This window comes from Roseiconus lacunae (assembly GCF_008312935.1).
Classification (GTDB): domain Bacteria; phylum Planctomycetota; class Planctomycetia; order Pirellulales; family Pirellulaceae; genus Stieleria; species Stieleria lacunae.
On sequence record NZ_VSZO01000001.1, the window covers coordinates 458226 to 480039 of the forward strand.

At 56.3% G+C, this 21814-nt stretch carries 13 protein-coding genes; 9 read left to right on the forward strand and 4 right to left on the reverse strand.

Going from position 1 to position 21814, the window contains the following annotated elements:
* Window positions 1-44 precede the first annotated feature (44 nt).
* Both FYC48_RS01605 and FYC48_RS01610 read right to left on the reverse strand, forming a co-directional pair.
* Window positions 45-2378 (reverse strand): alkaline phosphatase D family protein, encoded by a 2334-nt coding sequence (locus FYC48_RS01605; protein ID WP_149494950.1) that lies wholly within the window; start codon window positions 2376-2378, stop codon window positions 45-47.
* Window positions 2379-2467: 89 nt separating this feature from the next.
* Complete coding sequence (locus FYC48_RS01610) at window positions 2468-3976, reverse strand: hypothetical protein (RefSeq protein ID WP_235034018.1); 1509 nt, start codon at window positions 3974-3976, stop codon at window positions 2468-2470.
* A gap of 198 nt (window positions 3977-4174) precedes the next feature.
* Here FYC48_RS01610 and FYC48_RS01615 point away from each other — a divergent pair, with 198 nt between their 5' ends.
* Complete coding sequence (locus FYC48_RS01615; protein ID WP_149494951.1) at window positions 4175-5359, forward strand: S1 family peptidase; 1185 nt, start codon at window positions 4175-4177, stop codon at window positions 5357-5359.
* 108 nt (window positions 5360-5467) lie between these two features.
* Here the strand turns inward: FYC48_RS01615 and FYC48_RS01620 are convergent, their stop codons facing one another.
* Entirely contained in the window at window positions 5468-6208 is a 741-nt protein-coding gene (locus FYC48_RS01620; RefSeq protein ID WP_149494952.1) for a helix-turn-helix domain-containing protein, read from the reverse strand.
* Between the two features lie 141 nt (window positions 6209-6349).
* Here FYC48_RS01620 and FYC48_RS01625 point away from each other — a divergent pair, with 141 nt between their 5' ends.
* Window positions 6350-8581 carry a glycoside hydrolase family 32 protein gene (locus FYC48_RS01625; RefSeq protein ID WP_149494953.1) on the forward strand — a complete coding sequence of 744 codons (2232 nt, stop codon included), beginning with the start codon at window positions 6350-6352 and terminating at the stop codon, window positions 8579-8581.
* A 9-nt stretch (window positions 8582-8590) separates the two neighbouring features.
* Here FYC48_RS01625 and FYC48_RS01630 read toward each other — a convergent pair whose 3' ends face one another.
* Window positions 8591-10894: an FAD-dependent oxidoreductase gene (locus tag FYC48_RS01630; protein WP_149494954.1), complete on the reverse strand. Its 2304-nt coding sequence runs from the start codon at window positions 10892-10894 to the stop codon at window positions 8591-8593.
* Window positions 10895-11558: 664 nt separating this feature from the next.
* On the opposite strand from FYC48_RS01630, the gene accD reads away from it, so the two are divergent.
* From accD to FYC48_RS01665, 7 genes are all read left to right on the forward strand, one after another.
* The gene (accD, locus tag FYC48_RS01635) at window positions 11559-12395 is read left to right on the forward strand and encodes an acetyl-CoA carboxylase, carboxyltransferase subunit beta (protein ID WP_149494955.1); all 837 of its coding nucleotides are present in this window, start codon (window positions 11559-11561) and stop codon (window positions 12393-12395) included.
* Window positions 12396-12405: 10 nt separating this feature from the next.
* Complete coding sequence (locus tag FYC48_RS01640; protein WP_149494956.1) at window positions 12406-13332, forward strand: serine/threonine protein kinase; 927 nt, start codon at window positions 12406-12408, stop codon at window positions 13330-13332.
* A gap of 250 nt (window positions 13333-13582) precedes the next feature.
* The gene (speA, locus tag FYC48_RS01645; protein ID WP_200836545.1) at window positions 13583-15652 is read left to right on the forward strand and encodes a biosynthetic arginine decarboxylase; all 2070 of its coding nucleotides are present in this window, start codon (window positions 13583-13585) and stop codon (window positions 15650-15652) included.
* 42 nt (window positions 15653-15694) lie between these two features.
* Window positions 15695-16534, forward strand: coding sequence for a serine/threonine-protein kinase (locus tag FYC48_RS01650; protein WP_149494958.1), 840 nt, complete (start codon window positions 15695-15697; stop codon window positions 16532-16534).
* A 9-nt stretch (window positions 16535-16543) separates the two neighbouring features.
* Entirely contained in the window at window positions 16544-17377 is an 834-nt protein-coding gene (locus FYC48_RS01655; RefSeq protein WP_149494959.1) for a PP2C family protein-serine/threonine phosphatase, read from the forward strand.
* A 224-nt stretch (window positions 17378-17601) separates the two neighbouring features.
* The gene (locus FYC48_RS01660) at window positions 17602-19386 is read left to right on the forward strand and encodes a hypothetical protein (protein WP_149494960.1); all 1785 of its coding nucleotides are present in this window, start codon (window positions 17602-17604) and stop codon (window positions 19384-19386) included.
* Window positions 19387-20113: 727 nt separating this feature from the next.
* Window positions 20114-21814 carry a hypothetical protein gene (locus FYC48_RS01665; protein ID WP_149494961.1) on the forward strand — a complete coding sequence of 567 codons (1701 nt, stop codon included), beginning with the start codon at window positions 20114-20116 and terminating at the stop codon, window positions 21812-21814.

A 21814-nucleotide genomic window follows, 5' to 3' on the forward strand; every position in this document is an offset into this window, starting at 1 on the left:
CTCATGGATTTCGCCAAGACTGAACCTTGCTATCTCACAAAGGCTTAGGACAATCGGTTCGCGCCGCCGTTTTCGTCTTGATGGATCGTGACGGGCCAGTTTGGGAATTCGTTTTCTGGGTTGCCGTCGTTGACGTCGATCAAGAAGCGGTACGAGTGAACGGTATAAGTCCGCTTCTCCGGATCGATTTCGACAAACCCAAAGCCGCTCGCTTTTTGGTGCGCTTTCTCGTACCGGTTCTTTGCCGTCGGGACGATCGGATTGCCAATCGTGTAGACGTAGACCTTGTTGCCTAACCCGTCGAGGTATTCACCGGTGTGCTCCAGCCCGTGTACGGGACGATTTTCGTGCTTCATTCCAACGTCGTCGGCGCGCCACCAGCGCGGGTAACCCGCAGCGATTGCCGGTGTGCAGAACGACCAGAACCCGTCCCGCTGCTTTTCGACCCCATACTGCACCAGCGACGTAAGGTGCTGGTCACCATTGATGTGTAGCGGCTTGGCGGGGGCGGCTAATCGAATCGCTTCGTCACGCTGTGATTGCGGCCAACCACCGCAGTCGAGATCCGCGACCAAGTATCCGTTGTAGCCGCCGTGATGCGTCGCTACCCCGGCAAACACGGTCTGGCTAAGAAGGACCTTGATCGAGTGCTTTCGCCAGTCGGCCGACCAATGTTTCAAGAATTCATGCTGTCGGTCGCCCAACAGTTCCAGGCCTGGCTTGTCGAGTTTCAGTGGATCGATGTCGGGATCGCGTAGGTGATCGGCGCGTCCCGACCCGGTATCGACTCGCTGGGGCCCGCTTTTCCATTGGCGATCGGCGACCACCGCAAAGCCAACGCCGCCATAAACCATGTCGCCATAGTAAACACTGATGTCTTGCTTGCAGGGTTCCGGATCATAGGCGTCCGGGTGATGGGCACAATTGGTGCGATGGACCACGTTGACCATGCGTGCCGGTTCGATGTAGCCACCGTTGGATGACGCGCCACCGGTGTCAACATCCATCGGCGCGCCGCCTTCGCCCCAGATGTTGCCTTGGAAGACATCATGATCATCGGGCAAACAAAGCGTCGGACGATCCTTCATCGCATGGCGGAACGACCAACCAAACTGATAGTACTTGCGAAGGTAATTCAAAATCGCACGATCGGCCGGTCGACGGATGATTCCATAGCCACCGTGACTTTCATAAAGTTGATCGCCGGAGAAGTACAGCAAGTCCGGATCCAACTTGACCACGTTCTCTGCGACCGGTTGATAAGGAAACGCATAGTCGTTTTGGCAAGTCAGTGCCCCCATCCGTAGCGGTCGACCACTGGGATTTTCACGAATCGTCCCCGACCAGATCGATTCAGTCTCCTTACCACTCCGATGCGTTTGGCGATAGACAACGCGGTAGGAAGCCGTTTGTGAGGCGTCCCAGTTGGCGATTCGAAACGTCGCCGTCCAAGCGTCTGTGTCCAGCGTTTCGGTGCCGATCGTTTTCCATTGATCGTCTTGCTTGATTTGCAAATCGATGTCTTTGTTATCGGCGTCGCCGAGTGGACCGGTCAGCGCGGATAGTTTAAGCACGAATCCGTCATCGGAACGCGAATCGCTAAGCGAGTACATCGTCCACAGGATCGGTCCGAACGAGCGATCAAGATCGACGGTGAAGGCATCCCCGCTGACCGACCAGTCTCGAAACCGATAACGGGCGCCATCTTGGTTGCGGAATTTGGGATCGAAGCTGTTGGCGATCGCGATGTTTCCGAGCACGCCTTGCTTGGCGACCGATGTCGAAACGGTCCCCAGGTCGATACCGCGTTCGTCGATAGCTGTTAATGTCAGTCGGACTTGGTCACCGTTCGGTTGGCCTTCGAGAACCAGACGCAAATTTTTTGGCGTTTTGGCTGCTTCGACACTGACTTGTTTCTTGTTGATAAACAGCGTTCCGTCACGAAGCCCGGCTTTGATCCCGTTCTTGGCGAACACGTTACTGCGGTGCTCGTTCAGGTCGCTTTTGACGCCCAAGCGAAATCCGACACCATCATCCGCCCCGGCGACTTCGACTTGTGAAACGATCACGCTGGTTCGAAATGGTTGGCCGGCGTCGGTCAATTGGTGAGTGATTAGATGAACGTTGCGATCACCGCCGGTGGAAAGGCATTCGGCCGCCCCATCGCGGATCACCCAGTCCTCCATCGGATTCGCCCAACAGTTCTCGCCCAACCAAACACGGTCATGAGTGTCCGCCCAGTTGACAACCGGAGCATCAGTCTCCGACGGTACGGTCGCTGCCGACGCCGTTGACGCGGCGTTCTCGGCGAGTCCCATCAAGGCCCCGCTCGCTCCGAGGGTCTTCAGTGCTGATCGGCGTGGGACATGACTAGACATGGGCGAATCCGGCTTCGTACTTGGATGAGTGATTCTCGATGGAATCGCGATCGATGTGACGCAGTTGTTTGGGGGCGAATTATAGTCGCTCAAGAGCCGTCGGTTGGCCGATCGGATGTAGGCTGGATCGATTCGAAAAGCCGCATCAGTTCGTCAACGATCAACACCGATGCGTCCTTCTGCACGTTGTTCGTGCCGAGCCATGTTTCATAACCGCCGAAGCGATGCTGCCGCGGTGTCGGAAGGTATCCGTAGGATCCTCCGGCGAGTTCGATCGTGAAGGCATGCTTGGTCGGCGCACGTTCTTTGATTTCCAGCCCCGTTTCGGCGAACGTTTCAAAGGGGATCGCGGCGATCCCCAGATCACCCAGGCGGATCGCTTGCAGGGGGACGGTCACCGTTTTCGGTCCGGCAGCAATCGCGGCGACGCGTTTCGCATAGATGGCTTCGCGGCGATGCGTTGTTTCCGCGTCGGGGTCGGCGTTGAACTTCGCGAAGTGGGCAAGCATTGCTTCGCTTGGCTGGCGGACGTCGAGCGTTAGGTCAGATGCGGCGACCGCGACTTCGATTGAATCCTTGAACTCAACCGCATCGTACGATTCGTGAACCCGATCGGCGACTTTGCCGGCCACCTCACGCATCTTTTCATAAGGCTGGTAACGTTTCGGTTGAGAATTTCGGAAGTCGATGTTGTTGACGTCGCCACTGGTGCCGTTGGTTAGCATGGCGACAAACGTTTCTTCGTCGGCACCGAGCCGCTGTTCGATTGCTTTGGCGAAGTAACCAAAGTAGTCGGCGGACACTTCGCCACTAGGGACACCACCGACGTAGTGCAAGGAGTAATTTGCCAGCAGCGCGATCGGGCGGTCTTGCAGATCCACCGCACAAAGAAAGCTGATCTGTGGATCCACCGGACCGGCTTGTCGATCCAAGGCCGCGTTTCCTCGTGGCGGGTTCATCCGGACTTGGTCGGTGCCACCAAAGGGATTGGTTCCCAAACGAGAATCGGTGACAAACCAGCGGCGATTGAACACTTCCGAAGGCTCGTCGACAAACCCGTATCCAATTCGCGCCGGTTGGCGACGCGTCATCGCTTGGGAGATCGCATCGGCGATCCGCCGGGCAACGAATTGTTGGTAAGCAGTCAATTCTTCCGAAGGCTGCGTTTTGGTTTCACCGCGGGCGGTTGTTGCCGAGTGCGTGTGTGTCGACGCGAGCAATTGATGACTTGCCGGCAATCCGGTTGCTTGTTCGGCAAGATTCTTGGCGTGATCGAAGACTTCACGCGGGATTCCGACATTGTCACAGGCGACGATCGCGACCTGGGTTTTCCCGTCGTCGATCACGATGCAGCGTGCGTGCAGCTCGTCATGAATGAGCGTTGCCGGCACCGGAGTCCACCCGCCGACAATTTTTTCGCCCAGCGGAGGTGTGATGTTGCTCGTCGCGGCTCCGACGCGAAGCGTTGATGTGCCGTCCTCGGCTGTCGCTTCGGTCACGATCCAGGCGACTGAAAACGCCATGAGGGAGATCACCGACGTGACGAATCGACGACTTCGAAAACGCGCCGCAAATTGGGGCGATGCAAGGTGGGACATGGCAAAGCTCGTTGGTTGGAGGGACTCCGATTGTAAAGCATTTCCCGGTGTCCGGTGTGGTCCGCCCCCCTCGCTGAGCCCCGGCTACCGAGACGTCTGGTTTGGGCGTGAAAAAGTTTGAAACACTTCGTCCGTCCGTCCGCTTTGTTCTGCAGATTCACAGAGAAACACTCGCACTGGCGATTTAGGGTGATCCGCATGTTGCATCAAACTCCACCAAAACGATTGGGCATTTTCATCGCGGTTTTATTCGCTTTGATCGGTCAATCGCACGCAAACGCTGACTCGGGAAAGTATCAAAAGGTGCTGCAAAGTGTCGCCTGGGTGATCACCAGCAACGCAGAAAATGAAACCAGCACCGGCACCGGCGTCTTGGTCGACGCGGAAAAGAAATTGTTGCTGACCAACTCGCACGTGGTCGGTGACAGCCGCAAGGCGGTCGTGTTTTTCCCGGATTCGCCCGGCGGTAAACTCGCCGTGCGGCGAAAGCACTACCTGAAGAACATTCTCAAACTCGGTATCCAAGGAACGGTGATCGCCGTCGACCGTCGCCGTGACTTGGCATTGATCGAGTTGCCCAAAGTTCCCGAGTCGGTCACCGCGATCAAGCTGGCTGCCGAGAGCACCACGCCGGGGACAAAAGTCGACTTGGTCGGCAATCCGGGCGATAGCGACATCCTGTGGGTTTATACATCGGGGACGGTTCGTTCGGTTTACCAAAAGAAATTTAAATCGACGCATGGAGAGCATGATTTCATGGCCGTCGAAACGCAGAGTCCAATTAAACCGGGGGACAGCGGCGGCCCGATCGTTGACGAGAATGGCGAGTTGGTTGCGTTGGCCCAATCGTTTTCGCCCCAAAGTGCCCTCGTCAGTTTTTGTGTCGATGTGACCGAGATTCGGCAATTGCTGGAAAGCCCTTGGAAATCGGCGCCCCTGCCCACCCGGGTGTTATTGGACGAAGCCGGCATCGAATACACCCGACATGAAAGCGGTCACTATCAGATCGACCAAGCGATCGGCAACGACGTCCGGCAAGCCGTCTTCGTCGCCAAGCACACCGAGTATCACGGACGAGCCGACGTCCGCCGGATTTGGTCGACGGTGCAATCGAGCGGGACGGCTCCCGAGGAAACACTTTTAATGCGATTGATGCGACAAAATTCGGCAACCAAGATCGGATCGTGGGCGGTCGAAAAGAACAGCGATGGCTACATCGTTTTCTTCGTCGCCAAACTGGACGCAACGGCAAGCGACGACGCACTCGAAAGCACGATCGATTACGTCGCCCGCTTGGCCGGAGCGATGCAAAAGGATCTGAAGCCGGAGACAAGCGAAGCGTCAGCCGAAGCAACCTTGGCAGCCTGGTTGGATATGAAATAACCGAATGGCGTTCGCCACGGTTTCTTTGCAACAACCGGGACTAACGTCCGTCGGCTAATAAGTCGTCCTTAAGGTTTGGGGCTAGACGGAGCAGCTAGTCACGCCAATTCACGTTTGATGCGCCAAACGAAACTGCCGCGGTGTCATCCCCATCCGTTTGCGAAAGTGCTGTGTGAAGGTGCTCTGATCACAGAACCCATGGTCAACGGCGATCCTGCAAATCTCTGCGTCGGTTTTCAGGAGCGACTCGGCTGCTGACTGGATTCGCATTCGCAGCATTAACTCATACGGCGGGATACCAAACGCCGCGTTGACTTTTCGGTTGAGCGTCCGAACGGACGTTCCAATTCCATCGGCCAATTCTTCGGCCGACACGATGCGGTCGAGTCTTCGCCGCAGAAAATTCACCGCCTGGGTCGCCTCGTCGGTTGGGCGCAATACGTCGCGTTCGAGATCGCGTCTGGAAATTCCCATCAGTCCGACAACATGCGATTGCCGATCGAATAGCGGTAACTTCGTCGTCACACACCAATCGAAACGACGCTCCTCGTCCAACCAGACTTCCAAGCGATTAACCAAGGGCTTTTTGTTTTCGAACACCCACTCGTCGTCGGCTTGATAGGCGGCCGCCAACCGTTGCGGATAAACCTCTTCGTCAACTTTGCCGATGAAGTCACGCTCATGCTTCATCCCCAAGCGTGCCAAAATCATTGCGCTAGCAGTGACCAACCGCCGCTCGCGATCCTTGACGAAAAAATAAACGCCCGGCAGGTAATCGAACATCTGACGAATGGACGACGCGTCGCCGAGCTGCGCAAAAAAACGCTCTTGAAACCGTTGCGTGTTCATGGCCGGATCATAATAGAATTGGCAGCAAGTCAAAAGATTTTCGTGACTTCGGATGCCAAGATGGCGACGATGTCTTTGCCACTGTTGGTGCGTTTCCCCCCTCAGTCTTCGCGCCAATGATCTTCCTGCCAGTGAATCATCATGACACTATTGATCCCCGAAATTGCTTCGCACTTCACGCGGCGTTTGTTGGTGACCGCCGCATTCAGTTGTCCGTTGGTGATGGCGACGTCACCGGTCGCGTCCGCCGCAGAAACATCCGACGACGTGATCATCGCCGATTTTGAATCCAGCGATTATGGGGCGTGGAACGTCCAAGGCACCGCCTTTGGCCCCGGTCCGGCACAGGGAACGCTCCCCGGGCAAATGGCAGTCGAGGGATTTCAGGGCGACGGTTTGGTGAACACGTTTTACGAAGGCGACCAAAGTACTGGGACGCTTACGTCACCGTCATTTGAAATCCAACGCGATTGGATCGGATTCCTGATCGGCGGTGGAAAAAACGAAACCTCACTGGCATTGCAATTGATCGTCGATGGCAACGTCGTCCGTTCGGCGACCGGGCCGAATGACCAAGCCGGTGGGAGCGAACGTTTGGAACAGGACGCGTGGGATGTTCGCGAACTTAAGGGCAAGCAAGCATCGATTCGAATCATCGATCAAGCCTCCGGCGGCTGGGGGCACATCAATGTCGACCAACTTGTCCAGACCGATCAACAACCGCCAAGCCCGGTCCGCAACGCCGAACGACGTTTGCTTGCCGACGCGCGATACTTGAACTTTCCCATCAAGAACGGCGCGTCCAAGAAACAAGTCACCTTGTTGGTCGACGGCCAAATAGCGGTGGTTAATACCATGGAACTTGCCGGCGGAGAAATCGCTGATGAGAAAGCAGACTGGTGGGCGCCGATGGATGTCAGTCGCTGGGCGGGAAAGGAACTGACCATTCGCATCGATCGCGTGGCCGCGTCGTCCAACGCACTCGATGCGATCGAACTGATGGACGAACGTAAACGCGCCGACAATGTGTACCGAGAAGCGAAGCGTGGGCAATTTCACTTCTCGCCGATTCGCGGTTGGAACAACGATCCCAACGGAATGGTTTACTACAACGGCGAATACCATTTGTTCTTTCAGCACAATCCGTACGGCTGGAACTGGGGGAACATGCACTGGGGACATGCGGTCAGCCGTGACCTGGTTCACTGGACCGAACTGGGCGACAAGCTACTTCCCGATGACATGGGGCCGATGTTCAGCGGAGGCGCCGTCGTTGACTGGAATAACACCAGTGGATTTGGAAAAGACGGCGAACCTCCGATGGTGCTGTTCTACACCGCTGCCGGAAGCCCGACTGTTCAAGGCCTTGCCTTCAGCAACGATGGCCGAAATTTTACGAAGTACGACGGCAATCCAATCCTGGGTCAAGTGACACCGGGCAATCGTGATCCGAAAGTCATTTGGCACGAGCCAACACAACGCTGGGTGATGGTGTTGTACGTGTTGCTGGACGGCAAACACACGATCCATTTTTACACGTCGGCGAATTTAAAGGACTGGGAATTGGCTAGCGTGACCGAAGGTGATGCACCGGGAGGGCGATACCTTTACGAGTGCCCGGAATTCTTTGAACTAGCGATCGATGGCGATCCCAACAACAAACGCTGGGTGCTGACGGCGGCGGACAGTTCCTACGCGATCGGCCACTTCGACGGAAAGAACTTCACGCCGGAGCAAGAGCGGCTGCCGGGACATCAAGGCCGGGGTTTCTATGCGGCTCAAACATTCAGCGATATTCCGAAAGAAGATGGTCGCAGGATCATGATCGGCTGGTGGCAAACGCCGACTGGGGCCATGCCGTTCAATCAAAGCATGACGATCCCGCTCGTCCTAAAACTGGTGTCGACCGACAAGGGACCACGACTGACATTCTCGCCAGCGGAGGAACTGCACGTCTTGCGTGATCGAACGCACACGTTCGATGCGTTCGATTTATCGCCGAATGATGACAATCCGATCGATCATATTCGCAACGAATTGATTGAATTGCGTTTGGAGTTCACGCCCAGAGATGCGACGGAGGTCGTGCTGAATCTGCGCGACGTGATGATCGTTTACGATCCGTCGCTCGAACAGCTTCGTGTGGACGATCAAACAGCCTCCGCGCCGCTCGTTGACGGTAAGAAACGTCTGACCGTCTACGTTGATCGGACGGGCGTCGAGGTGTTCGCCAGCGGCGGACGTTGCTACGTTCCGCTCCCGTTCGAGATGCAGCCGGAAAATCAACGGCTACATTTTGAAACTCGTGGTGGTTCGATCCAAGTGGATTCCTTGGAGGTTCACGAACTCAAGTCCGCGTGGCCGAAAGACTGACGCGGTTCGCTACTGCTTGAGCATCTGCGCGGCGTCAAGGTGAACAAGGCCTTTGACGCCATCGGTCAACTGAATCAGTTTCACCGTATCGCCTTTTTCAAGCTCTAGCGTCGTGACCAAAACGAATTCACCGTCTTCGCTGCCTTGGTAGTTCACCAAGTGGTTGGTTTCCACATCGTTGTGCTGAAGCTTGACGGGCGCCGAAGTCGATCGATTGTCGAACGGTGCCGTTCGCAACCCGAATCGATACGTGCCGTTGTCTTTGGCGACAAATGTAAACGTTGCCGTCGCACCGCTGCCGTTGCCGGCATAACGATAGCCGTAACCGACATACCGTCGACCGGACGAACCATCTTTCCAGTCACCTTGAAGTTCGGCGTCGCGGTCGTCGACGATCATGCCGTCAAGTTTTGCGGGATCGAGTCCACTTGGCGGGCCAAACTTCGATGCCCGGGGCAGCGCGCCGGGATCGATCGTGATCGGTGCCGAAGGTGTGCTACGCCGAGCCTTGCCAGGCAAGTCGAGCATTTTCAACAGCTCCGGCAAATGATCTTCGTACACCTCACGTGGCGAGCAATCGTTTGCCGCACAGATCGACGCCGCCTTGCCGACGACTTCGCCCATCATCCCGCAGGTCTTCATCACCCGCACCGTTCCGAGTGCCTCGTGGGTGACGCTCACGTTGCGTCCGGCCATGAACAGGTTGTCGATGTTTCGGCTGTAAAAACAGCGATAGGGAACCGGATAACCGTACATGCGATCGACACGACGATCGTGGACGGCTTTGCTGATGAATGGATTGTCGGGATACTTGTCCGCGAATTCCTCTTTGGGGTAATGCAGGTCGATCGACCAAGTGCTTGGCACGCAACCGTCGGGGAACTCGCGTTTGGCAACGATGTCATCTTGTTCCAGGATGACGTCGCCGAGCAATCGATTGCTTTCCCGAGGTCCTCCGACATAGGCTACCCAGGTCAGCACCGCATTTTTGTGGTCGCTCGCCCCGTCGCGATTCTTCATCGCATTGAACGCACCAAAGACGGCGCGTAGGTTCCAGTCACGGATGCCTTCGGCGTCACCGATGGCGTCTTTGTCAAAGCCACTTTCCCAGAACCATTGGCCGTGGTGATCACGTGGGTAGGGAAAGTCTTCCATTTTGAGATCCAGTGCCCAGGGCGTTTCCGGGAACTCGGTCGGTTGGTCAACTTCGTCCCATCGCCACATGTTGCTCATCCCCATCCGGCCGCCCGGTGCCATGTCGCTATCGGCACCGACGAATTGCCCCAACCAACCATGGCCGGTGCAGTCGGCGAATCGATCGCCAAGCATTCGCACCACCTGTCCGGTCTTGGTGTTCAAAGCGTCGACGGAGACGATCTTGTTATCTTGGACGACCGCATCAAAGGCGTGATGGTGCAGCCACAAGTCGATTTGTGGTTCGGCACGAACGACACGTTCTTTTAAGTCATCCCCGAATTCTTCGTAGCGTCCGGGTGACTTGGTCGCCTTGTCGGAAAACTCTTCGACGATCTCGCCAATGCGAGGGAACTTTCCACGGCGAATGTTGCCCATTGCCCACACGCGGACTTCGCTCGAACCATTGCCCCCCAGAACACCACGATCTTGAACCAAGGCAACCCGGCACCCCATCCGCGCGGCGCTGATTGCCGAGGCCATTCCCGCGTAGCCGCCGCCGACAACGACAAGGTCATACGGCCCACGCTCGAACGGTTCGGCGGGCAAGTTCAGTTGTTTACGACGCCAATCCGTTAGCACGCCATCGGTTGGCGGGGGCGTTGCTTCGAGTTCGGTGGTCAAATAGATGCAATCGCATCGCCCGTTAAACCCGGTGAGGTCGTGCAAGCGAAATTCAGTCTCGCCGCGACTGAGCTTCACGGTGCCGCCGTCCTGCCAGCCCCATTGTTTGCCTTCGGTGCCAAACGTCGTTTCAAGGTTCTCGCCGCCGATCGACAACGCGAACTTTCCCGGGGAACCTTCGGCGTCCCAGCGGGCGACCCAATCAAACGTGCGAACCCAAACCCGATACGTCCCAGATTCTGAGACTTCGACCTGTTTGACCGCATCGTCGACGGGTTTGCCGAGTCCATGGGCGAGCAAGTATGGCGAACCCATCTGTTGGATAAACTGGGTGTCCAGCTTCCAACCTCCCAACGAATCGAAACTTTCGCATTCGACGAACACTTCTGCCGCGTCAGATTGGCGAAGTTGCCCGGACGCAAACAACGTCACGGCGGCGATAGCGGCGACCGTCCGGGAGAACCAACCACCGTAAGTTTGAGGAAAACACATCATGGGAGGGGTGAGTAGGGGAAGGAATCTTAGGGAAGCAAATTTTGCGGCGGTGACCCACAAGCGTTTGTGCCTGATTCAAATTCAGATTTCGCCCCGTAGCGGAAGCCGCCGAGGCTTTCGGTCCAGCCCATCGTCACCTTTCACTCCGTGAAAGCTGCGCACGTCATCGCTACTTTTGCGGAGCAAAAGGCGACTATGTTCGTCGCACTTCGGATGAAATTAAAAAGCCAAGGTTTTCGGCCCAGCGTCCTGCGAAATCCTGAATTCAAACTGAAACGCCGCGTCAGCCACTGCGTTTGCTTCGATAGGATACACCGTTTTCGGCGGAAAAGCTTGTCAGGGAACCCGGTTGTCGGCCGAGCTGCAGCGGGCGAAACCGGTGGCGGACTCCCCGAACGGCGGGGCCGGCTGTTTTGGGGCTGAGAAAATGGCCGGGTTCAGCTAAACTGGTCCGTCTCTTAGCATGATTCAAGAAAAATTCCCGACGGCTTGGCGGCTCCGATCGAATGACGTGGCTCGCCGCCGTGACCGAGTCTTCCCGGCTTCATAATTGCGTATGGCGACACTCGATTCCCAAACCAGTTCCAAATCGGACAGCCCGAACTCGTCCAACCGAATTTCATCCAGCAAAACTTCATCCAGCAAAACACAGTCCAGCCGCAAGATGCCCGAATCGACAGAAGGAACCACGGGGCCGACCAAGAAACGTGGCGTCCCGGAAGGATTGTGGTTGAAGTGCCCTGGTTGCGGGACCAGTGTTTACAAGAAGGAAGTCGAACAACGGCTGAACGTCTGTCCCAAGTGTGAGCATCACTTTTACGTTTCGGCGACCGACCGAATCAAACAAGTGATCGACGAAGGCACGTTCGAACCGATGAACGAACACTTGCGGCCGACCGATCCGCTGGAGTTTTCCGACCGCAAACGTTACGCCGACCGCTTGGTAGGCGAGCAAAAACGCACGGGATTGACCGACGCGGCACTGACCGGAACCGGCATGATCCGTGCCCGTCGGGTGGCGTTGGCGGTGACCGACAGCGCTTTCATCATGGGCAGCATGGGATCGGTCGTCGGCGAGCGACTGGCCCGACTGATCGAACATGCGACGACCCAAGATTTACCGCTGATCATCATCAGTGCCAGCGGTGGTGGTGCCCGGATGCACGAAGGGATCCTTTCGTTGATGCAGATGGCCAAGGTCAGCGCGGCGCTTGCCAAGTACGACAAGGCGGGCGGGTTGTTTATCAGCGTCCTGACCAATCCGACGATGGGTGGCGTCGCGGCTAGTTTCGCGTCACTGGGAGACTTGGTGTTTGCCGAACCGAAAGCCCTGATCGGATTTGCCGGTCCGCGGACGATCAAGGCAACGATCGGGATCGAACTGCCCGAAGGCTTTCAGACCAGTGAGTTTTTGCTCGAGCACGGCTACATCGATCGCATCGTGACTCGCAAGAACCTCAAAACTGAAATCGCCCGCGCGATCGATTACTGCGGTAAGTAGGCCACACTCGATGGGCATTTTTGATTCCGTCAAATCGATGCTTGGCGGCAGCGGCAAATCTGGCGGTGGCGGCCGAATCGATCTCAAGGAACGCTTCGCGCTAGAGCGAACGGCGGTCACCGGGACGATGGCAAAGTTCTTCGCGGCCAAGGACCTACACAACGACGGAAGAATCGTCGGCGTGAAGGTCTTGGACCCGGAAAAGGTCGAGGCATTTGAAGCACGCTTCCGCCATTTGAAAAAGCCTTCCGAAGGCGAAATCGCGATGAAGATGCGTCATCGCAACGTCGTCGAAACCTACGAAGTCGGCGTCTCCACCACCGGAAATCCGGTGTTAATCATGGAGTATATCGCCGGGCCGAGTATGCAGAACATCATCGTCAAGAAGCAGGAAGAGCACGTCGAAGGACGGCGTTTAGAACTGATTCAGTCGATGGCCGAAGCGCTACGGTATGTCCATTCGATGGAATTCATCCACCGCGACATCTGCCCGCGAAACTTTATCCTGACCCCGGATCGTGAAGACGTCAAACTGATCGACTTTGGCTTGACCGTCCCCGCCTTACCCCCGTACATGGCTCCGGGGAATCGCACCGGGACGCCGTTGTACATGTCACCGGAAATCGTTCGTCGAAGGGCGACCGACAAACGAGTCGACTTGTTTTCACTCGGAGTAACGTATTACTGCCTGATCGCGTTTCGGCATCCCTGGCAAGGTGAGGAAGTCACCGGCCGGGCGGCGCTCCATCATGATACGTCGCCTCCGATGCCACTCGGTGAAGCGTGCCAGAATGTGAATCCGCACCTCTCGCGGGCGATCATGCAAATGATCGAACCGAAAGTCGACGAACGCACCCCCACGATCGAGCACTTCATCCAGGCGCTCTCACGCGTCAAGGAAGTCTATCAAGACGGGGCGGCCAGCCCGATTCACTAGCCGAACCGGCTATCGGGCGCCGTTTCAGCCCGTTGCCAGACACCGCCGTCTAGAAGGGCTCGGGGCGACGTCGCGCTTCAAACGCCAAGCCTCCACGCCGGCCGACCGCCGGTGATTTATCGTTCTTAGCTGTCTTGCAAAAGCTTGGCTTGGACGGATACTTCCTGCGCAGTTACAAAGGGTGTATTCCCGATTCTTCGTTCGCTTTTCAAAAGGCACTGGCGCATTGAATAAGAGCGCATTGAATAAGATCGCACCAAACACGATCGCGTCGTCTCCTTGGTCCCTCCAAGACGCGGCCGAGCTTTACGGGGTCGATCGTTGGGGTGATGGTTACTTTTCGATTTCGCCCGAAGGCACGGTGACGGTGACTCCGGATAAAAATCCGGCCAACGCGATCGACCTGAACACGATCGTCGACCGACTGTGTCAACGCGGATTGCAACTCCCGATCTTAATTCGGTTCAACGGGATTTTGCGAGACCGCCTGCACCACCTGGACGATTGTTTTAAGACCGCGATTGCCGAAAACGGTTACCAAAACCGCTATCGATGCGTGTTTCCGATCAAGGTCAATCAGCAGCGCGAGGTTGTCCAGCAGATCATCGGCGAAGGTTCCAAATTGGGGTTTGGCGTCGAAGCGGGTAGCAAGCCCGAACTGGTGGCAGCGATCGCGATGAGTGATGCCAATGTCCCGTTGGTTTGTAACGGATTCAAAGACGAAGAATACATGCGGTTGGCGTTGAGTGCGCAGAAGCTCGGTCGCCGTGTGTTCCCGGTGATCGAAAAGGCGACCGAAGTCGACTTGGCGCTTCGTGTCGGAGCTGAAATCGGCGTCCGGCCAACGTTAGGAATGCGCGTCAAGCTGGCGACCCGAGGCTCGGGGCGTTGGCAAGCCAGTGGCGGTTACCGCAGCAAGTTCGGACTGACGGTCGCCGAAATCCTGGCGCAGCTCGATCGTTTGATCAGCTTGGGGATGGCGGACTGTTTACAGCTTCTTCATTTTCATGTCGGCAGCCAAATCGGAAACATTCGTCAGTTGAAATCGGCAATTCTGGAAGCGGCGCGAATCTACGTCGATCTAAAGCGTCGTGGTGCCGCGATGGGCTACTTGGACGTCGGCGGTGGTCTTGGCGTCGACTACGACGGTTCACGTAGCGATTCAGAATCGAGCATGAACTACACGGTGCAAGAGTATGCCAATGACGTGGTGTACCACATTCAAACGGTTTGCGACGAAGCCGGCATCGAACACCCGCAATTGATCAGTGAAAGCGGTCGCGCGATCACCGCCCAGCACAGCGTGCTGGTGATGGAAACGCTGGGTGTGACGCGGCAAGGCAACACTGAGCTTCCGGGGTGGGCGACCGCGTCGGACGAACCGACCGCCACACCGAGTCCCGCCGGGCCGCCGGAAGACTACGAACAGCCGGTCCATGACCTTTGGGATGCGTACAGCAATCTGAACGCCGCCAACATGCGCGAGATGTTTCATGATTCGCAAGTCGCGATGGACTTGTGCATGAACCTGTTCAGCGGTGGCTACCTGCCGCTCGAACAGCGGGTCGCCGCCGAAACATTGTACTTTGCGTTGTGTCATCGCATTCGCGAACTGATTCAACAAGGAAGCGAATGCCCGAATGAGCTATCGCATCTCGATCGCATGCTCTCGGATATTTACTTCGTCAACTTTTCCCTGTTCCAATCGATGCCCGACTCGTGGGCGATCGGCCAGCAGTTTCCGATCATGCCGATTCATCGACTTCAGCAGGAGCCGACGCGTCATGCGGTGCTCGGCGACATTACCTGCGACAGCGATGGCAAGGTCGATTCATTCGTGTGTGGTCAGGGCCGGACGAAAACCCTGTTGCTGCATCCTTTTGAAGGAGCGGATAATCCGTACCGCTTGGGCGTGTTTGCCGTCGGGGCCTATCAAGAAATCCTCGGCGATCTCCATAACTTGTTTGGAGATACGCACGCCGTACATGTCGAATGCGAAGGCGGTGTGAGTAAGGTTCGTTCGATTGTTAAAGGCGACACCGTCAGCGAAGTTCTGAGCTATGTTCAATACGAAGTTCGCGAGTTGATCGAGAACATTCAAGATTCGGTCGAAGAAAGCATCACCGCGAACCGAATCGATCACGAACAAGCTGGTGAGATCACTGAATTGTTCGAGTCAGCGCTACGCGGGTACACGTATTTAACGGCGGGAAAGAAAATTCCCACACGGAACGGCTCGCTTGGTGATTTGACAGTCGGTAATGGTGACGAAGCGACCATTCTCGCTCAGCCATCGTCGTCCGACGAGACGCAGAATTAAGTGTCGCCGAAGATGAGCCAATCCTGTACGAGCCCCTTCTGAATGAGCAAATTCCCTGTTCCATCCGGGCCCCGTCGAACGCTGCGAAGCGGTAGTCGACTTGGCAAGTATCGCTTGGACAAGCGGATCGGACAGGGCGGATTTGCGGACGTTTACTCCGCGACTGATACGTTACTTGGGATCAAGGTGGCGTTGAAGATTCCCAGTGCCCAGTGGGTCACCGAGGATTTAGTCGATGAGTTCCGCCGTGAAGTTCGGCTGTCATTGCGATTGGAACATCCGCACATCCTGCCGATCCGTGATGCCAGTTTTATCGATGATCATCTAGTGGTCGTCACCCCGCTGGCTGATCGAACGCTGGACGATCGTTTGAAGAAACGACTGCGATTTGAGTCAGCATTTGAGTACGCTTCGCAGTTGCTCGATGCGGTGGCATTTGCGCATGAAGAAGGCGTGATCCACTGCGACATCAAGCCGGAGAATATCTTTTTGTTCGCCGACGACACGCTGAAACTGGGGGACTTTGGAATCGCAAAAGTCGCCCAAAAAACCATTCACGGGTCAGGCACGGGAACACTCGGCTACATGGCGCCCGAACAGGCGATGGGCAAGCCGTCTCGCCGAAGTGATGTGTTTTCGATCGGCCTGATCATCTATCGAATGTTTTCGGGAAAGTGGCCCGAGTATCCATTCGAGTGGCCGCTGCCCAACGCCGCGACGTTGCGGCGGCGTGTCCATCGCGATGCAATCGATATAATCCGCAAATCTCTACAGGTCAGCCCGCGCGAGCGCTACGCTGATGCCGGAAAAATGGCCCAGGCCTGGGAGAAATCACGACTGAAAGCGTTTCGGTATCTCAACCGGCAGCGAGCCAAAACGTAGAATGCCGTGATGGCCACGATCGTTCACCCCACCCGTTTTTTTCGCGAAAGCGACATGCATCAGCCCGAGCTGATCGATGTCGCCGGTGGGCACATCGTAGCTTTTTCGAAAACCTGCCCCGGAAAGACCGAGCCCAACGACGACAGTGCGTTGGTGATTTCACTCTCGGCTGATCGATTCGTGATGGCGGTCGCCGATGGCGTCGGGGGGGCCCCGCTGGGTTACAAAGCGTCTGCGATCGCGATCGAGTGCTTGGCAGAAACGTTAAGCGAATCGTTCGCCGGAGCGGGAGACGCGGTCGTCGATCAATTGGACCTGCGTCCCGCCATCCTTGACGGAATCGAAAAGGCGAATGCGGAGATCCTGGATTTAGGAACAGGTTCGGCCACCACGCTATCGATTGTCGAAGTCAACCACCGCATCGCACGTGGCTATCAAGTCGGTGATTCGATGATGCTGTTTGTCGGCGGTCGCGGGGCAATCAAATGGAAGTCAACGTCGCATTCCCCCGTCGGCTATGCCGTTCAGGCAGGCTTGATGGATGAAGAAGACGCGATGTATCACGACGAGCGGCATCTGGTTTCCAACCTCGTCGGTTCTCGCGAGATGCACATCGAAATCGGTCCGGCGATCAACCTCTCTGCCCGCGACACGATCGTCGTCGGTAGCGATGGTCTATTCGATAATTTGCATACCAACGAAGTCGTCCAGCGTTGCCGGATCGGAAAGCCTGGCCGGCGAATGGAAGAACTGGTCCGCTTGGCGACCGACCGGATGCACGGTGAGGACGACGCACTTCCTGGTAAGTTTGACGACTTGACCATCTTGCTGCTAACACCGTAGTGTTCCATCGAGACCGACGGTTCGGGTCTGGCTCATCAGCCGACGGGCGGTAGCCCCGGTTATTGCACCGAAACCGTGGCTAATGCCATCTGGCTAATCCTAATTTCAAAGGTTGACGACGCACTAAGCGACAATGCTTGCCGCGTTTCTGATAAGATCGACGATCACTCGCCCGTCCATCCTTCTTCGGTGCATCGAGTCAACGTGATCGTAGGCAAAATATAATGGCAGCTCGATTGCAATCTTCCGGTGGTTCTTGGCTCGTCGTCCAAGAGCTGTTCGAATCCGCGGATCCGGCCTTCGTCGATGAATTATGTCGGTTTAACGATGCCGAAACGTTGGGTAGCTTCGCCGGGCTTTGGTTAAAGGACCGGCGTCCTGAAGCACGACGCTTTCTCAGCCAGTATCTGAATCAACCGCTCAATCATTTCCGCCACGAAGCGCTCGTCAAACGCTTGTTCAAGTTGGCCGAAGAAGCGGGTGATGACGAAGTCATGGCGTGGATGATGGTGGCGTTCGATCGCTCTATTCGCCGTGTCGTGACGTCACGGTATCAATACGATTGGCAAACCCGTGAAAGCTGGGAAGAGGAAACCTTATCGGTCCCACATGGCAGGGTCATGCCTCGCAATCCACGGATTTTGCGATGGTTTAAAGATCGAGCATCGCTACGGTTGTTCTCACTAAAAACGCGTCGTTACCTGCGTCGACGAAGTTGGCGGTACTTTCGCAAGTTGGGCAATCGCGATCCGCAGCGTTATCTCGAAGCGATGGTCATCGCACTTTCGCGGTATACCGATCAGGACGTCGCCGATGGTGTCGCATTGATCGACAATTGGGGAATGATGCATGCTCTGTTTCATGATTCGCCGGTGCTCGAGTCCTACCCGGTCGGTTGGAATATCGCGGACGATCGTTCTTTGGGTGAATTAGCCCCCGCGCCGGCGTTCTTGTCTGCTTGGAAACGTGACGCATCGCCGCTACTAAGACTGGTAAGCGATGCGAATTGCAGGCCGGTGCGTCAGTGGTGCTTGGAGATGCTGCGAAGCAATCACGCCGAAGCGATCGCACAACTGGACTTGGAAACAATTTTGAACTGGCTGTCCGGTGAGGCGACGGAACTGGCGGAATTCGCGGCCGAGATTCTGGAGTCGCATCGGGACGCAAGCCAAATCAATACGAGCGATTGGGTGCGTTTGCTATGTGAATCTAATCCGGCAGTCCTTGCGCCGTTGGCTCGAGCGGCGGCCGAGCAGATCGATCCCAATCGATTGTCACTTCGTGAGATCGTTTCCGTCGCAACGCAGCCGTCGTCGTTGGTCGCAACCTTGGGGCACCGGTGGTTGCAGGCACGGACACTGGTCACCCGTGACGACTGCCTGCTAGCCCTGGAAATCTGCGAAGCCCGCTCGGAATCCGATCGCGAGGCTTTGGTTGGGACCGTCAGCAAGCTAATTGCCGCGTCGCCGTCGTTTGATTCTGATCTTGCGATGGACATACTCGACAGCCGACACGCGGATGTACGTCGCTGTGGATGGCAGTGGTTGCTTGATGAGGATCGCTTGCGAAACGATCCGTCCGTTTGGCAGCGTTTAATCGAGTCGCCGTATGATGACATCCAACTACCTTTGGTGGGCCTGCTGGAGCGTGAGTTGCGCGAACCGATGCAACGCCGCCGTGACTCGGCGACGGAAACGCGGATCGGTCAATCGCTTGGTTCGAACGATCTTCGTCGCTTGTGGGCCACGGTATTGCTCAACACGCGTCGTGGTAGCCGCCGCAAGCCCGGCGTCGTAAGACAGATTATCGAGCACCTCGAACGGCACCCCGATCAGTTGAACGAACTCAAGCCGCTGCTTTCGATCAGCCTTCGTTCGATCCGGTCAACCGAATGGAAATCGGTGATAGCGGGGATCACGGGCATCGCGGCAAGGAATCCGCACATGGCGACGGAACTCGAAGAAGCGTTTCCGGAACTGAAGCTCTTGGCGGAATCCGAAGATCGTTAGGGCGTCGCCGGTGATTCGCCGCAAACCTCAAGTGCCGGAAATGTTTTTAGTTGGGGAAGTCACTGAAGTTGTTCCGCTTTCAACTTGGAAAGTAGAGCGACATTGTCGCTCGATTCTCCGAATCGTCGGCGTGCCGAGGAATCACTCGCGCTGGCTCGCTTTCAACTCGGAAAGTTGAACGACATTTGGTTCGACTCTCAGCTTGGAACGTTGAATGACATTGTCGCTCGATTCTCCGAATCGTCGGCGTGCCATCGTAAGCGTGCCGCTTCCTTCACCAGTCAATGGGCCTGACCTATTAAGTTGTCAAAATCATGGTGACACCCAGATCGGTAATGCACCGCAAAAGCCGTGAGGTTGATACCCGCCGGCGGCGTCAGACGGTATAACAGTGTCTAACCGAACATCGGGAGGAGTGAATCGACGACCGAGACTAATTTGCTGTGGTGATACGCCATGGTGTGAGATTGCTTTGCGATGCTTTCCCAAAGCCGTTGTTCGTTCGCCAGATACGACACCGTAGCGGCGGACTGAATCAACACGTTTACGCCGCTACGGTGTCGTATCTGGCTTGAGGGAACGACCTTGGTCAACGCGTTGAAGTCGGTCGCACGAGCACTCCTCCCGACTTAATCCGAATGTTTGCTGTGGTGCTCGCTGGGGAGTTGGCCGCGCGTTCAGCGAACAGCTGAAGTAGCGAACGCAACTTCGTAATCCGTGAGTGACGATGGATCTATCATTTCGATATCGACGGCGGAGCACGGTCGATCGCAGTCCCGCGGGCTTGGCGATCGCGTTGGCTCCGAACCTCCGCCGTGATCGCGTAAGCTATCGAGGGGAGCTGATCGATCCGTTGCGATTCCGTGAAGCAATCGGTGCCCTCCATGACATTGTGATCAGCGATTTGCGTTATCAACCGCGGGATCGATCTGCCTACCAGGCATATCGTGAGCAGCAGTCGCAGCGTGAGTCGGAAATTCGGCGTCAGGCTTATCGTGGACGTCTCTCGGAATTGAAACGTTCGCAGCCGGAACCGATGCCCGATGGACTGGAACCGGAATACCAATCGTTGCGAAAAAAATATTGGCGGGCGCGACGAAAGTACTCCAGTCATCTGCTCAAACATGATCGTGAACTATGGCGGTACCTCATGCCATGCGACCCGATCGTGACGGTCGCGCCGGACACGTTGCTGTTTGAATGTTTCAGTGCCGACGAATCGAGCTATGGGTGTTTATCGGTCGATCGCGAAGCCTTTCGAGATGAGTCGGATGTCAGTTTGGGAACGACCAACGTCGACTACACCTGGCAACTGTACGAGCATTTTCAAACGCTGCGAAGCTATCGCCAAACGCGCTTCGAAATCGATCCGCAAGGATTCGGCGTCAGCACCTCCGAGAGTGGCGGCCATCTGGAAGAAAAGATTGATCTTCCCAACAGTTGGCTGCGTGGTTTGATGCAATTGCAGTCCGCGATGAGTTTGCCGATGAAGCGGATCAACGTCAGTCGCGAAGCACTTTATAACCTGCTGGCGTTTTTGAAACGGAACCGGGCGAAACAAAGCCCACGGGCCATGCGAATCGAGTGTCATCAGGGTCAGCCGCCACAGATCGTTTTGGAGCCTTGGGAAAAAGCGATTCCGCTACCACCTCAAAGCGACGTCGGCGAAACCAGTTTGTCGGTCCGCCTCTGGGGCCGAGATCGCTTGCAGGTTCTCTCGCGATTGCTACCGATGATCGATTCGACAGAGCTATACGTTCAAGGAACTGGATTGCCGAGTTTCTGGGTTATCCGCATGGGCAACCTTCGTTTGACGTTGGCATTGAGCGGTTGGACCAATAACGACTGGACGGGGTCGTCGGCGTTGTCACAGCTCGCCGCGCCGGTCGATTTAAGCGAACGAATGCTGACCGAGATTGCCGCCGCATTCAAAGATTCTCCTTCTCAAACGTTCGATCGCTTGTGTCAAACGCTGATGTACCGCCCGGTCGAAATTGCTGCAGGGTTGAATCGATTAGCGCTACTGGGCCAGGTGATTCATGATCTACCCGGTAGCGTTTATCGCTGGCGACAAGTGATGCCCGCGCCGTTGACGATGGAGCAACTTGGGGGTGACGATCCGGAAACCGAAGCGGCTCGCAAGTTGGTTTCGCAAGGACGCATTCGGGCCAAGCAAACGCGGACAACCGAGAGTGGCCTGGTCGTCATCGAAGGAAACGCCGGTGGCCGAGACGTTGAATTAATGATCGATGGTGACGGCCGTATCGTCCGCGGTTCGTGTCGGTGCTCGCATCATTTTAAGAACGCCCTTCGCATGGGACCGTGTCGACACCTTCAAGCGGTGCGTGATCGGTGGACGCGTCAAGCAAGCGGCGATGGCGCCGGTGGTGAAACGGTCGAGAGTTGGTACCAACGGTTTTGGAACTGA

Coding starts and splice junctions, on each gene's coding strand:
- FYC48_RS01665 (WP_149494961.1), top strand. CDS start 20,114: ATGGATCTATCATTTCGATATCGACGGCGGAGCACGGTCGATCGCAGT.
- FYC48_RS01625 (WP_149494953.1), top strand. CDS start 6,350: ATGACACTATTGATCCCCGAAATTGCTTCGCACTTCACGCGGCGTTTG.
- FYC48_RS01655 (WP_149494959.1), top strand. CDS start 16,544: ATGGCCACGATCGTTCACCCCACCCGTTTTTTTCGCGAAAGCGACATG.
- FYC48_RS01620 (WP_149494952.1), bottom strand. CDS start 6,208: ATGAACACGCAACGGTTTCAAGAGCGTTTTTTTGCGCAGCTCGGCGAC.
- FYC48_RS01630 (WP_149494954.1), bottom strand. CDS start 10,894: ATGATGTGTTTTCCTCAAACTTACGGTGGTTGGTTCTCCCGGACGGTC.
- FYC48_RS01650 (WP_149494958.1), top strand. CDS start 15,695: ATGAGCAAATTCCCTGTTCCATCCGGGCCCCGTCGAACGCTGCGAAGC.
- FYC48_RS01605 (WP_149494950.1), bottom strand. CDS start 2,378: ATGTCTAGTCATGTCCCACGCCGATCAGCACTGAAGACCCTCGGAGCG.
- accD (WP_149494955.1), top strand. CDS start 11,559: ATGCCCGAATCGACAGAAGGAACCACGGGGCCGACCAAGAAACGTGGC.
- FYC48_RS01640 (WP_149494956.1), top strand. CDS start 12,406: ATGGGCATTTTTGATTCCGTCAAATCGATGCTTGGCGGCAGCGGCAAA.
- FYC48_RS01610 (WP_235034018.1), bottom strand. CDS start 3,976: ATGTCCCACCTTGCATCGCCCCAATTTGCGGCGCGTTTTCGAAGTCGT.
- FYC48_RS01660 (WP_149494960.1), top strand. CDS start 17,602: ATGGCAGCTCGATTGCAATCTTCCGGTGGTTCTTGGCTCGTCGTCCAA.
- FYC48_RS01615 (WP_149494951.1), top strand. CDS start 4,175: ATGTTGCATCAAACTCCACCAAAACGATTGGGCATTTTCATCGCGGTT.